This window comes from Nocardioides panaciterrulae, from assembly GCF_013409645.1.
Taxonomy (GTDB): domain Bacteria; phylum Actinomycetota; class Actinomycetes; order Propionibacteriales; family Nocardioidaceae; genus Nocardioides; species Nocardioides panaciterrulae.
This window is the reverse complement of record NZ_JACCBG010000001.1, coordinates 133,464-147,040: the sequence shown is the minus strand read 5'-3', so window position 1 is coordinate 147,040 and position 13,577 is coordinate 133,464. Positions and strand designations below refer to the sequence as shown.

At 67.6% G+C, this 13,577-nt stretch carries 10 protein-coding genes; 6 read left to right on the top strand and 4 right to left on the bottom strand.

The window, feature by feature from the left end; genetic code table 11:
• Positions 1 to 3 precede the first annotated feature (3 nt).
• From BJZ21_RS00765 to BJZ21_RS00750, 4 genes are read left to right on the top strand one after another with little or no spacing between them, the layout of a single operon-like run.
• Complete coding sequence (locus BJZ21_RS00765; protein WP_179662008.1) at positions 4 to 1,005, top strand: carbohydrate ABC transporter permease; 1,002 nt, start codon at positions 4 to 6, stop codon at positions 1,003 to 1,005.
• Positions 1,002 to 1,874, top strand: coding sequence for an ABC transporter permease subunit (locus BJZ21_RS20690; protein WP_218851214.1), 873 nt, complete (start codon positions 1,002 to 1,004; stop codon positions 1,872 to 1,874). The genes BJZ21_RS00765 and BJZ21_RS20690 overlap by 4 nt, the downstream gene beginning before the upstream one ends.
• Positions 1,875 to 1,892: 18 nt before the next feature.
• Complete coding sequence (locus BJZ21_RS00755) at positions 1,893 to 3,647, top strand: glycoside hydrolase family 13 protein (protein WP_179662007.1); 1,755 nt, start codon at positions 1,893 to 1,895, stop codon at positions 3,645 to 3,647.
• Positions 3,644 to 5,239 carry a glycoside hydrolase family 66 protein gene (locus BJZ21_RS00750; protein WP_179662006.1) on the top strand — a complete coding sequence of 532 codons (1,596 nt, stop codon included), beginning with the start codon at positions 3,644 to 3,646 and terminating at the stop codon, positions 5,237 to 5,239. Before BJZ21_RS00755 ends, BJZ21_RS00750 begins: the two co-directional genes overlap by 4 nt.
• A gap of 60 nt (positions 5,240 to 5,299) precedes the next feature.
• On the opposite strand, the gene BJZ21_RS00745 is transcribed toward BJZ21_RS00750, so the two are convergent.
• Positions 5,300 to 5,842, bottom strand: a complete 543-nt coding sequence (locus BJZ21_RS00745; protein ID WP_179662005.1) for a dihydrofolate reductase family protein — start codon at positions 5,840 to 5,842, stop codon at positions 5,300 to 5,302.
• 6 nt (positions 5,843 to 5,848) lie between these two features.
• Positions 5,849 to 6,772 carry an NAD-dependent epimerase/dehydratase family protein gene (locus tag BJZ21_RS00740; protein ID WP_179662004.1) on the bottom strand — a complete coding sequence of 308 codons (924 nt, stop codon included), beginning with the start codon at positions 6,770 to 6,772 and terminating at the stop codon, positions 5,849 to 5,851.
• Between the two features lie 247 nt (positions 6,773 to 7,019).
• Between BJZ21_RS00740 and BJZ21_RS00735 the strand changes: the two genes are divergently transcribed.
• A complete protein-coding gene (locus tag BJZ21_RS00735; protein WP_179662003.1) occupies positions 7,020 to 8,807 on the top strand; it encodes an AMP-dependent synthetase/ligase in 1,788 nt (595 codons plus the stop codon).
• A 728-nt stretch (positions 8,808 to 9,535) separates the two neighbouring features.
• Entirely contained in the window at positions 9,536 to 11,473 is a 1,938-nt protein-coding gene (locus BJZ21_RS00730) for a hypothetical protein (RefSeq protein WP_179662002.1), read from the top strand.
• Positions 11,474 to 11,613: 140 nt separating this feature from the next.
• Here BJZ21_RS00730 and BJZ21_RS00725 read toward each other — a convergent pair whose 3' ends face one another.
• Positions 11,614 to 12,408, bottom strand: a complete 795-nt coding sequence (locus BJZ21_RS00725; protein WP_179662001.1) for an AbiTii domain-containing protein — start codon at positions 12,406 to 12,408, stop codon at positions 11,614 to 11,616.
• A 588-nt stretch (positions 12,409 to 12,996) separates the two neighbouring features.
• Positions 12,997 to 13,557, bottom strand: a complete 561-nt coding sequence (locus BJZ21_RS00720) for a hypothetical protein (protein ID WP_179662000.1) — start codon at positions 13,555 to 13,557, stop codon at positions 12,997 to 12,999.
• Positions 13,558 to 13,577 lie beyond the last annotated feature (20 nt).

Below are 13,577 nucleotides of genomic sequence, written 5' to 3'. Positions count from 1 at the left end.
CCGATGACCGATACCGCCTCACCGACGACCGGCGCCACCCCGGCGGCCCGCCCCCGCGTCCCCCGCCCGGGGTCGGGCCGCCGCGCCCGCCCCCGCCGGGGGCCCGCCCCCTCGGGCGGGACCGGGCACGGCTCCCGGCTCACGCCGTACCTCTTCCTGCTGCCCGGCATGGTGCTCTTCGTCGGGCTCGTGCTCTGGCCGATCGTGCAGGCGGCCCGGATGAGCCTGCTGGACTGGCAGTTCAACCCGGGGCTGCCGAGTCCGTTCGTGGGCCTGAAGCACTACGACCGGGCCCTGCACGACCCGATCTTCTGGAAGAGCCTGGTCAACACCGGCGTCTACATGGTCGCGACCGTGCCCACCCAGATGATCCTCGGCCTGGCCCTGGCGCTGCTGCTGAACAAGGCGATCGCCGGCAAGGTCGCCTTCCGGGTGCTCTACTACCTGCCGGTCATCACCAGCTGGGTCGTGGTGTCGCTGGTCTTCGAGTACCTCTTCGCGACCAGCAGCGGCCTGGTCAACCACGTCCTGCACGACGGGCTGGGGATCGGCTCGGAGCCGATCAACTGGCTCGGCAGCCGGTGGCCGGCGATGGTCGTGCTCAGCCTGCTCGGCATCTGGAAGGGTGCCGGCTGGTCGATGCTGATCTTCCTGGCCGCCCTGCAGGCCGTGCCGAAGGACCTGCTCGACGCCGCCAGCGTCGACGGAGCCGGACCGGTCCGCCGGTTCTTCGCGGTGACGCTGCCGCAGCTGCGCCCGGTCGCACTGTTCGTGACGGTCATGCTGGTCATCGGCGGGTTCAACGTCTTCATCTCGGTCTTCGTCATGACCGGTGGCGGCCCCGCCAACGACACCCAGGTGGTCCTGACCTACATGTACAAGCAGGCGTTCGACTTCCTGGAGTTCAGCTACGGCTCGGCGATCGCCTACCTGCTGGCGATCATCATCTTCGCGCTCAGCTTCGCCCAGATGAGGCTGTTCCGCTACGACGAGGAGGCCTCGTGACCCGCCCCCCGACCGGCCCGCCGACCCGCCCGCCGGCCCGCCCGATGAGCCGGCCGTCCGCGCGGACCACCGGACGCTTCGTGGTGCTGCTCGTCGGGGCCGCGGTGATGGTGCTGCCGTTCGCGATGATGATCGCCACCTCGCTCAAGCAGCAGAGCTTCGTCCTCACCCCGAGCCTGGTGCCCGACCACCCGACGCTGGACAACTACGTCCGGGCGTGGACCTCCAGCGGCTTCGGCCGCTACTTCCTCAACAGCGCGGCCGTCGCGCTGGCCACGGTGGCGCTGGTGCTGCTGTTCGGATCGATGATGGCCTACGCGTTCGCCCGCTTCGAGTTCGTCGGCAAGAAGGCGATGTTCTACGCGATGATCGCCACCTTGATGATCCCCGCGATGATGCTGCTGATCCCGCAGTACTTCGTGGCCCGCGACCTCGGCGTGCTCGACAGCCGCACCGGCCTGGTGCTGTTCTACGTCGCCGGGCAGCTCGCGTTCACGACCTTCCTGTTGCGGGGGTTCTTCGCCGGGATCCCGCGCGAGCTCGACGACGCCATGCTGATCGACGGCGCGAACCGCTGGCACATCTACTGGCACCTGATGCTGCCGCTGGCCCGTCCCGCCCTCGCGACCGCCGCGATCTTCACGTTCCTCGGCTCCTGGGACGAGTTCGTCTGGGCGGTGACCATCATCGACTCCAAGGACAACCGCACGCTGCCGATGGCCATCCAGCTCTTCCAGGGCCAGCACGGCACCTCCTGGGGGCTGGTGTTCGCCGCCTCCACCATCGCCGTGGTCCCGGTGATCGCCGTGTTCGTCGTCTTCCAGCGCTACTTCGTCTCCGGCCTGCAGGCCGGCGCCCTCAAGGGCTGAACCGAAGGGATGATCCCCATGACCGTCGCAGGGTCCGTTCCCGAGCCCCGCCCCGAGTCCCGCCCCGAGCCCGGCCCCGAGGCCCCCTGGTGGACCAGCTCGGTCGTCTACCAGGTCTACCCGCGCAGCTTCGCCGACGCCGACGGCGACGGGGTCGGCGACCTGCGCGGCATCACCTCGCGCTTGGACTACCTCCAGCAGCTCGGTGTCGACGTGCTGTGGCTCAGCCCGATCTACCCCTCGCCGCAGGACGACAACGGCTACGACATCAGCGACTACCAGGGCGTCGACCCGCTGTTCGGCTCGCTCGCCGACCTCGACGACCTGATCGCCCAGGCCCACGCGCGCGGCCTCCGGGTCGTGATGGACCTGGTGGTCAACCACACCTCCGACGAGCACCCGTGGTTCGTCGAGTCGCGGTCCTCGACCGACTCGCCCAAGCGCGACTGGTACTGGTGGCGGCCCGCCCGGCCCGGCAGCACGCCCGGTGAGCCGGGCGCCGAGCCCACGAACTGGGGCTCGTTCTTCTCCGGGCCCGCGTGGGAGTACGACGAGGCGTCCGGCGAGTACTACCTGCACCTGTTCAGCCGCAAGCAGCCCGACCTGAACTGGGAGAACCCCGAGGTCCGGCACGCCGTCCACGCGATGATGCGCTGGTGGCTCGACCGCGGCGTCGACGGGTTCCGGATGGACGTCATCAACATGATCTCCAAGCAGCTGCCGCTGACCGACGGCCCCGTGGCCGAGGGCGCGGCGCACGGCGACGGCGCGGCGTACTTCCTGGGCGGGCCCCGCATCCACGAGTTCCTCGCCGAGATGCACGCCGAGGTGGTGGCCGGTCACGAGGCCACCCTGCTGACCGTCGGCGAGATGCCGGGGGTGACCGTCGAGGAGGCGCAGCTGTTCACCGATCCCGAGCGGCGCGAGGTGGACATGGTCTTCCAGTTCGAGCACGTGGGCGTCGACCAGGGCGAGGGCAAGTGGGACGTGCTGCCGTTCCGGCTCACCGCGCTCAGGGAGTCGCTGGGGCGCTGGCAGGAGGGCCTGGCGAAGGCCGGCTGGAACAGCCTCTACTGGAACAACCACGACCAGCCGCGGGTGGTGTCCCGCTTCGGGGACGACGGCGCGCACCGGGTGCGCTCGGCCAAGCTGCTCGGCACCGTGCTGCACCTGCACCGCGGGACGCCGTACGTCTACCAGGGCGAGGAGCTCGGCATGACCAACGCGCCCTTCGCCGCGATCGAGGACTTCCGCGACATCGAGTCGGTCAACCACTACCGGCACGCGGTGGGGCTCGGCGAGCAGCCCGCCGACGTGCTGCGCGCGCTGCGCGCGATGAGCAGGGACAACGCCCGGACGCCCATGCAGTGGGACGCCTCGCCGAACGCCGGCTTCACCACCGGGACCCCCTGGCTGGCGGTCAACCCCAACCACGACGAGATCAACGCCGCGGCCGCGCTGGCCGACCCCGACTCGGTCTTCCACCACTACCGGCGGCTGATCGCGCTGCGGAAGTCGGAGCCGGCGGTCGCCCTGGGCGACTTCACGATGCTGCTCGAGGACGACCCTGTGGTCTACGCGTTCACCCGGCGGCTGGGCGAGGTGGAGCTGCTCTGCGTCGCGAACTTCTCCGGCGACCCGGTCCGCCCGGCGGTCCCGGGGTGGGAGGAGTGGCTGGACGCTCCGCTGCTCCTCGGCAACGTGGCGGGCTCGGTCGGACCCGACCTCGTGGCCTGGGAGGCCCGGGTCCTGCGGCGGGAGCACGGACGATGAGCGGGCAGGACCTGGTCCCGACCCACGCGACGTTCGCCCCGGACCAGCCGGTGGTCCTGGAGTGGACCGGCGCCGCTGCGCCGGCCCGGCTGGTGGTGACCCGGCTCGGCGAGAGGGTCCGCGACGAGCAGGTGCCACCCGGTCGGCTGCTCGACCTGGGCGTGCTGCCGGTCGGCGGCTACGCCGTACGCCTGCTGGGTGAGGACGAGGCGCCGGTCACCAGCGCGTTCGACGTGCTCGCCGCTCCGGTCGACCGCCCGCGCTACGGCTTCCTCTCCGAGTTCGGGCCGGGCCGGTCCCCGGAGGAGACCGCGGCTGCGAGCCTCGGCCTGCGCCGGTTGCACCTGACCGCGGTCCAGTTCTACGACTGGGCCTACCGGCACGCCGACCTGGTCGGGAGCGCGGAGGAGTTCACCGACATCTGCGGCCGCGACCTCTCGCACCGGACCACACGGTCGCTGATCGCGGCCTGCCGCGAGGTCGGCGCGTCGGCGGTCGGGTACGCCGCCGTCTACGGCGTGGCGATGGACTACGCCGAGGAGCACCCCGACCAGCTGCTCTACCACCGCGACGGGACGGCGTACGCGCTGGCCGACCTGCTCAAGATCGGCAACCTCGCCCCGGACAATCCCTGGCACGACCACATCATCGGGCAGTTCCGGCGCGCGGTGGACGAGCTGGGCTTCGACGGGCTGCACCTCGACACCTACGGCTTCCCGAAGATCGCGTGGGACCACGAGGGCCGGCCGCTGGACCTCGCCGAGCTGTTCCCGCCGTTCCTGCGCGAGGTCCGGCGTGCGCTGCCGGAGGCGACGCTGTTCTTCAACAACGTCAACGACTACCCGACCTGGACCAGCGTGGCGGCGCCGCTGGACACGACGTACGTCGAGGTGTGGGACCCGCACCGGGAGTACCGCCACCTCGTCGCGCTGATCGAGGCCGCCCGGCTCTCCGCGCCGGGACGCCCGGTGGTGCTCGCGGCCTACCTGGTGCCGTTCGCCGACGGCAGCACGCCCGGCGCGGAGTGGGCGGCGCGGCTGGCGCTGGCGACGATCTGGGCCCACGGCGGCCACCACCTGCTCTGCGGGGAGGGCGACGGGGTGCTGACCCACCCCTACTACCCGAACTTCGCGCGGGTCGACGCCGGGACCGGCCGGTTGCTGCGGGACTGGTTCGACTTCGCCGTGGCCAACGGGGACCTGCTGCACGCACCGAAGGCCCGCACCATCACCCACTCGCACCTGTCCGGGGACGAGAACGACGACCTCGCGGTCACCGCCGCCGTCCCGGTGAGCCCGGACCCCGTCGCCGGGAGCCTGTGGGTCGTGGCCCGGTCCTCGGCGCTGGGCATGACGCTGCACCTGATCGACCTGGCAGGCCAGGAGGACCTGGAGTGGAACCGGCCCAAGCAGCCGTCGCTCCCGGTCGGGTCGGTCACGGTCCGGGTCCGGTGGGCCGGCGAGCGGCTGCTGTTCGGCAGTCCGGAGCACGGCCCGGAGCTGGTGGATCTGCCGGCCGTCCGCGACGGCGACTACCTGGTCGCCGAGCTGCCCGCCTTCACAGGCTGGGGGCTGGTGCACCTGCCGCGCTGAGGGTGCCGGGGCGCCGGCGCCTCAGCCGGGCGCCTCAGTCGGGCGCCTCAGTCGGGCGCCTCAGTCGGTGCGCACCCGGTAGTGCACGAGCAGCGAGCCGGACGGGGTGCTGGTGCTGCGGACCAGCTCGAGGGAGTGCGCCACGTCGTCCTGGAACAGGCGGCGACCGCGGCCGACCACGCACGGCGCCACGAGCAGCCGGAGCTCGTCGACCAGCCCCGAGGCCAGCAGCGACTGCGTGAGCGTGATGCTGCCGTGGACCCCGATGTCGCCGCCCTCGTCGCTCGCCTTGAGCGCCCGGACGAAGTCGTCGACCGGGCCCGAGATGGCCTCCGCGTTCGTCCACCCGCCCATCAGCGGGGTCGCGGTCGCGACGTACTTCTGCACGGTGTTGATGAAGTCGGCGAAGGGCTGGTGCTCGGCGTCGGGCCAGTAGCGCGACCACTGGTCGTGCATCGTGCGGCCGAGCAGGACGGTGTCCTGGGTCTCGATCGCCTCGGCGAGGTCGGCATCCATCTCCTCGTCGAAGTCGGACACGAACTCCTCGGGGTCCTGCGCGACCCCGTCCGCCGACACGATCATGTAGGCCACGAGCTTGCGCATGGCGGTTCAGCTCCTCCCGGTCCCGGTCTCGCTCCGGGCACCGGGGTCGGCCAGGACATCGCGCCAGGAATGGCGAGGAGCGTAGCCGAGCAGGTCGCGCGCCTTGTCGATGGAGTAGAAGGTCTCGTCGCGTCCCAGCTCGCGGCGCACCTCCACGCCGTCGTAGAACCGCTCCCGGATCTCCTGCGTCGTCGAGGCCACGGACAGGTCGGCGTTCGCGACGTTGAAGACCTCGTAGCCGAGCCCGTCGGTCTCCAGGCAGCGCTGGACCATCTGGCCCAGGTCGCGGGTGTCGATGTAGGCGAAGATGTTGCGCCGCCGCAGCGCCGGGTCAGCGAGGAAGTCGGGGAACAGCTCGGCGTACTCGTGCGGCTCGATGACGTTGTTGATCCGCAGCCCGTAGACGTCCGCCCCGGTGCGGGCCTGGAAGGAGCGGGCGGTCGCCTCGCCGGCAACCTTCGACATCGCGTAGGAGTCCTCGGGGACGGTCGGGTGCTCCTCGTCGACCGGGAGGTAGCGCGGGCGCCGCTCGCCCTGCGCGAAGCAGATCCCGTAGGTCGTCTCCGAGGACGCGAACACGATCTTGCGCACCCCCAGCGGGGTGGCGGCCTCGAGCACGTTGTAGGTGCTGAGCACGTTCGCGGCGTACGTCGCCGCGTCTGACGTCAGCAGGATGCGGGGGATCGCGGCGAAGTGCACGACCGCGTCGTAGGTGGGCTTCTCGGGCAGGTCCAGCTCCTCGAAGGTGGCGAGCCCGGCCAGCGCCGAATAGGTCTCGCCGGCGTCGGTGAGGTCGACGCGGAGGTCCGCCACGGCGGGGTGGCCCAGCGGGACGAGGTCGGCGTTGGTGACGTGGTGGCCCTGGGCGGCGAGGTACGGCGCGACGTGCCTGCCGGCCTTGCCACTGCCCCCGGTGAAGAAGATGCGCATGAGCGTCGACGTACCCGCCTCGGGGACGGTCCAGTCATGGACCGGATCGGCGTCGGGACAAAGTTCCCTGGTGAGCCCCCCGGCCGGGGCGGGACGCTGGCGGCGACGGCGTAACGGTTACGTCGGGTGCAGGCGCGCCGAGGCCGGTGCGAGCGAGTCGGCGGCGGCGCCGGGAATCGGAGTACCCGTGACCAGGACGAGTGCAGGTTCGACCGACGCCAGCCGATACCCGACGCCAGCGGTCTCGATGGCCCGCCTCTTCCGCGACCGGGTGACCGCGACGCCGGACGCCGAGGCGTTCCGCTTCCCGACCGACTCGGGCTGGCAGTCGGTGACCTGGGCGCAGGTGGAGGACACGGTCCGGACGATGGCGGCTGGTCTGCTGGAGCTCGGGGTCCGGCCAGAGGACCGCGTGGCGATCGTGAGCAACACGCGGGTCGAGTGGATCTACGCCGACCTGGCCGTGATGTGCGCTGCCGGCGCGACCACGACGGTCTACCCCACGACGGGAGCCGAGGGCGTCGCGTTCATCGTGTCCGACAGCGGCTCGCGCATCGTCTTCGCCGAGGACGATGCGCAGATCGACAAGCTGAAGGAGCAGCGCGACCATCTCCCGGACGTGGTCCGGGTCGTCACCTTCGACGGTACGGCGGACGGGGAGTGGGTCCTCGCCCTGGAGGAGCTGCAGGCGCTCGGCGCCAAGCACCTCGTCGCGCACCCGACGGCGGTGGACGAGTCCGTGGCCGCCGTACAGCCGGAGCACCTGGCCACGCTCATCTACACCTCCGGGACCACGGGACCACCCAAGGGGGTCGAGCTGCCGCACCGGTGCTGGACCTACATCGGCGCGGGCGCGACGACGCTAGACCTGTTGTCGCCGAGCGACCTGCAGTACCTCTGGGTGCCGTTGGCGCACGCCTTCGGCAAGATGCTCGAGACGGTGCAGCTGCAGGTCGGGTTCCCGACCGCCCTCGACGGCCGCGTCGACAAGATCGTGGAGAACCTCGCCGTCGTCCGGCCCACGTTCATGGCCGGCCCGCCGCGGATCTTCGAGAAGGTGCACTCGAAGGTCGTGCAGGGCATCGAGGAACAAGGTGGCCTCAGGCACCAGCTGTACAAGTGGGCCTTCGGCGTCGGCGACCGGGTGGCGCGGGCCCGGCTGGACCAGCAGCGCCCGAACCCGCTCGTACGCGCGCAGTTCGTGCTCGCGGACCGGCTGGTGCTCTCCCAGATCCGCGCCCGGCTCGGCGGCCGGATCCGCTTCCTGGTCTCGGGCAGCGCGGCGTTGTCGACCGACGTGGCGCGCTGGTTCCACGCAGCCGGCCTGCCGATCATCGAGGGCTACGCGCTCACCGAGACCAGTTCCGGGGCGTGCATCACCCGTCTCGACGACCTGCAGTTCGGAATCGTCGGACCACCGCTGGCCGGCACCGAACTCAAGGTGGCCGACGACGGCGAGATCTTCATCCGGGGCCCCGGGGTGATGCGCGGCTACCACAACCTGCCCGAGGCGTCGGCCGAGGTGCTGGACGAGGACGGCTGGTTCGCGACCGGGGACGTCGGCGAGATCGATGACCAGGGCCGGTTGCGCATCACCGACCGGAAGAAGGACCTGGTCAAGACCTCGGGCGGCAAGTACATCGCGCCCCAGGCCATCGAGGTGATGTTCAAGGCAATCTGCCCGCTCGCCAGCCAGATGCTCGTGCACGCCGACGGCCGCAACTACGCCACCGCGCTGGTCACGCTCGATCCGGAGGCACTCCTCCAGTGGGGACGGGCGCAGGGTCTGGCGGCCACCGACTACGCCCCGCTCGCCGCGGACCCCGCCGTCCGCTCGTACGTCGGCTCCTGCGTCGAGGTGCTCAACGGCCGGGTGAACCGCTGGGAGACGATCAAGGAGTTCCGGATCCTCGACCACGACCTGAGCGTCGACGACGGCGAGCTGACACCCAGCATGAAGGTCAGGCGCAAGGTCATGGAGTCGCGGTACAGGCCGCTGCTGGACTCCATGTACGACGGACAGCCGCATGGATGACGCGGATGCCCTGCGGGCGGAAACACCCGCGACCTGAGCCTTCAGCCCGAGCAAAGCCCGTATCCGGAGCCTTCACGTTGCGGCGTCAACGTCGCTCCCCGGCGGCGGGACCACCAAGCACTGCTCCCGATCGGGCCGCCAGCCTGACGCTCGCCTCGGTCCACGGCTTCTCCGTCGCTCGCGCAACCGGGCAGGGCTGGCGCTCGGCACTGAATCGCCTCGCGGTCTTGGACGCAGACGGCCGATAGGTCTTGTGGCCGCAGTCTGTCAGCTCGTCGTAGCCACCGACGGGCCAGAGATTCAGCGTGTGCGAGCCCGAGCCGGTCTATGAGGAGTCCACCTTGGCTCCTTCGACCTCCAACCACTTGCCACAGACCGTGGCCTTGTCGTCCTCGATGTGGATGGTGCTGTCCGCCTTGGCGCGGAAGGCGTAGTGGCAGAACCAGTGGCCGTCATCGTGCCGGGGCGACGAGATGTCACCGGTCCACTCGCGGTTCCGATACCTGCGGCCTTTCGCCCAGAATGCTGCGACCGGCAGCGCCGGCTTGAGTTTCGCACAACGCGCCGGGTTGAGATGGGCTCAGCTCAGGCGTCTTCTCGCGCTCAGCTACGAGCAGAAGGAGAGGTGCCACAACATCTGACGCAAGCCGAAGGTGGCCGGCCTCATCAGACCGAACACGACGCAGAAATCCTTCGTGTGACACACGCCGAACCACCAAGATAGGCCCATGTCCGAACCAGAACTCCCACGAAGGAGGTTGAGGTTCTACGGGCTATCCGACTACGCGACGTTCTTCCAACTCGAGCAAGTTGTCGGGCTACTCGGCGCCCTCGACTCCTCGCAGCAGCCCTCGGAGGTCAACGACGTAGTCGAGATTCACCACGCGGGCAGGTTCGCTGACCAAGACCTCTTCCCCGCAAGTGTTACCGAAGAAGAGCGCCGCGCGCTGAGAGCGCGAATTGCTGATGTGCGCCGGATAGTCGGCACCTTCTTCAGTCAGGTAGACGACGCGAACTTCGCGACTCGCATCACAGAGGTCGATTTTCAATACCACACCGACGTGTTGGATCTACTCGCACGAAACGGCGTCTTCCACAGATGCAGCGCATCGGTAGTGCTGCCTGCGCTGAAACAAGCTCGCTTTCACACAGGCGAACTCCTGTCCAACGCTGCTCTCGTGCGCGCCTACGACGCGGAAGTGAGAGCTCTGCTTCTGGCGAGTCCGAAGCACGCAGAGCAGATCATTGCCAAGCATCTTCAGGCGGATGGCGGGCGCGACATCCACCTGCCTCAGAGTCTGACCGCCGACGACAGCCGTGGACTCATCGAGACGTACATCGACAGCGATGGGCCCAACCCGAACTACTTGAAGCTCGTCGCCGATGCGCGTACCGATCGCAACACGGGCATCGACCCGAAGTTGAAGCTCAAGGCTCAGCGCGCTTACGACGCGTATTGGAAGAAGCACTTTGAGACGAACGAGGGCATCAAGACGGGGTGTGAGATTCGCGTTGCCGATGACCAGGACGATCCAGTTGCGACAAGTTTGGATGGGCTCGTCGGCAAGTACTCCTACAGCAGAGAGTGGCTGAACGCGAGCCTGGACAATCCGTCCATCCTGAACAACTTCATATACCTGTTCGAGTTCTCGAGCCATCACATGCTGCTCAACTTCCCGTCGTTCTCGGCGCAACTTGGAGTGGTTGAGCGGTTCTTGGTGACTACCGGCAAAGACAGCTACCGAACTGGCGCAGCGTTCGACCACTCGAATCAGGCGAGCTTCCTCCAGTTGGTCATGTACGAACAGTTCCTGCGCTCAGAGTCGATCGAGCTCGAGAACGTCTTGGCGTGGTTCTTCGAGGACTACCTTCCAGCAGAGTTCGGCGTCGACAACCTGAGGTTTCGGCCGGCGAGCAGCACAGCCAGCTTCCTGGAGAAGGCCCGACATCTGTTCGCAGAGATGGAGAGCGTCCTCAAGCAGTACTCGCTCTACGTTGAAAACGGACAACTGGACCCAGAGTTGCTCGCAATGACTTCCGAGCAGCTGTCATACCGGGCCATACCGAGCTTCGTCGAAGGTAAGTACGTCTACGTGACCGACAACCCGGAAGTGCGCCGAATTCAACACCTGCTGTTCTCCGACCAGGCCGTTCTGGGCTACATCGACGGGAGCCTGCAGGAAGACACGTTCGCTCGTCTCATCCTCAAGCACGACGTCCCGTACGAAGCCTTCGCCGAGCATCAACGGGCAGACATCGACTTCCTCGTTGAAGGTGGAATTGTTGAGAACGAGAATGGTAAACCTCTCCGATTCGCCAACCTAGCGCAGTTTGAAGTCCTTCTGTCGCTCAACAACTTCGAGGCCGCGAGCTTCAACCGCCATTCGCAGGCAAGCCAAGACGCCATCGAGGAAATGGAACAGAAGGGATGGGTCACGCGTAGGTCCTCATTGCTCACAGCACCGGAGAGCAGCTACTTCAACTACATGCTGAACCAGTCCGAGTTCAGCAACGGACCCGACCTGCGCAACCGGTACCTCCACGGATCGCAGGCTGATGGCGAGGACGACCGCGAGCACTTCCATACCTACATACACGCGCTTCGATTGCTCGTAGCACTCGTCATCAAAATCAACGACGACCTCGAGCTAAGGGAGTCGAACTAGGGCCCCTGCCAGCCGGACGTCTACTTGGTCCTACGTCGTGCAAACACACGACGTGGGCCGGTGTTCCCTTTCAGCGAGAGCGACGGGCGGCGACCAAAGGCACCGCCCGTCGACCCCTCCGCCCACGTTGCGACTCGCGATCATGTGAATGGGGTCCAATCGAGCCAGACCGCGATCGCGCCCACGCCACCGGCAATGGTTGCCAGGCCCAGGACCACCGCCCACGGCCCCCGGACCCAGCCTGGGAGACTCGCATGCTCGGCGGACGGTGGCGTTGTGATCTCCTGGGAACCTCCAACGCCGCCCGATGCCTGGTTGGCATTGACAGTGATCTGACTTCGTTTGGCGTTGTGAACGACCACCTGGACTGCTTGGTTGGCGACCTCCGCCGGTGGCACATCATCCACTCCCGCCGCCCGCATTTCAGCCACGAGTGCCACGAGATTTGTGCGAATCGTGTCCAAGATCCCGTACAGGGCACTCGGCGTGACCTTCCAGTACATGGCGAGAATCGTCCCGTTGACATGGACGTCGTCCTGCTGGCTGTTCATGTAAGTCACTAGGTCCGGCATCGCTGAGTGCTGAATCCGTATGACCTCCTCCTGGGTGGCAGCCAGCCTCTCGATTTCCGCGACGCCTTGCGTGATCGCAGCTTCTTGCTTGATGGACTCACGCGCGAACTCCGGAAGGTCCGACGGCGAGATTTGTTGGCCCGTGACCTTGTACGCAAGGTTTGCGCCGTCGATCGCAATGATGGCCCCCACTGTCCTATAGCCCGGCAACTCCTCCGCGGGTGGGTATCCGTCAAGTTCGCGACGTGCCCAGTCCCTCAGCTGCTCCGAGCCAGAGCGTCCGCCAAGGGCCACACACTTCCGCAAGACATCAGCCAGCGAAGACTTACTGTCCAGCGCGCCCTCCTCGATCTGCTCGAGCATGCCCTTCGTGGATCGGGTCAAGCCCACACCTCGCTCCCGGAGCCGTTTCAATCCTCGACCGCGACTCTAGAGCCCTCGCGCCGATCGTCCGAGACAGAAGTTCCAACCACCTGCGTCATTTCGCCGCGAGTGCCCCGGCTTGACCCCTTGATGGGCAAAGCGGGAAGCCCTGGCAACCGCCAGGGCTTCCGAGTCATTGGCTCAAGGTGGCCAGTGGGCTGACCATTACCCCAGCACCCACGGCCCAGATAGTTTCGAGCAGATACTGCCAGTACTTCCGTGCAGACGTGTTTGACTTCTTGGTGTTGCTGCTGTTGTGCCTTCCCTTTCGTGCGTCCATGTTGTTCTCCTTCCTCGTACCCCTTGCGGGGAGTTCACTCAGAAGGCGCATGAATGCCAGTCCGGCCAGCGCCGCGAAGCCACCTGCGATGCCCCAGGAATCGAACCCAGGTCCACTGGCGCCTTCAACCAACGACTGGTCCCATCATACCGCTGACCACGACAGAGCCGCGCGCGTCAATCCACCGCGTTCACGCCCGCCCCTCGCCGAGTGGTTGACCGAAGATCTTTGGGCGTGCGAAGCCGGCGCTAACTTCCTATGGCCGGTACTGCATTGGAGCCCCACGGCTCCCGGCGACCGGTACGCACCAGCCACTCCTCGTAGGTCATCAGTTGCTTCGGCGTGTCCTTGCCTGAATCGCCCCATCGCAAGATCGACCTCGCCGCGTAATCGAGGTACTCGTCGGCATAGTCCTGCCACATGCCATCTGGCTCCGCGAGGTCCAGCTCTCTCGCGTCTGGGCGGAGGTCGACGAACGAAACGCCACCGAAGACGGTTCCAGTTGCGTCCCGAACGCTCCGACTCAGGTGTCGCCACTCCTGCGGTAGCCGATGACCATGATCGTCGTACGCCGCGAACCAGTGCTGGAACGCGTCTGCCACCTCGTCGCGGGCGACATCTTCCCGTCCGAATCGGCGTACGAGTCGCTGCAGGACGCGGAGCGGAGCCACTAGATCCGCCGCGGCAGTGAAACGTCGGCCGCGTCCTTCCTTGTCACGCTCCTGGCGCACGCCGAATGCATAACCTGACCAAGTAGTTGCTAGGGCGACCAGCGCGCCGCCCGCGGATGAAGCCACCAGTTCGTACACGACGCGAATCCTGCACGTTC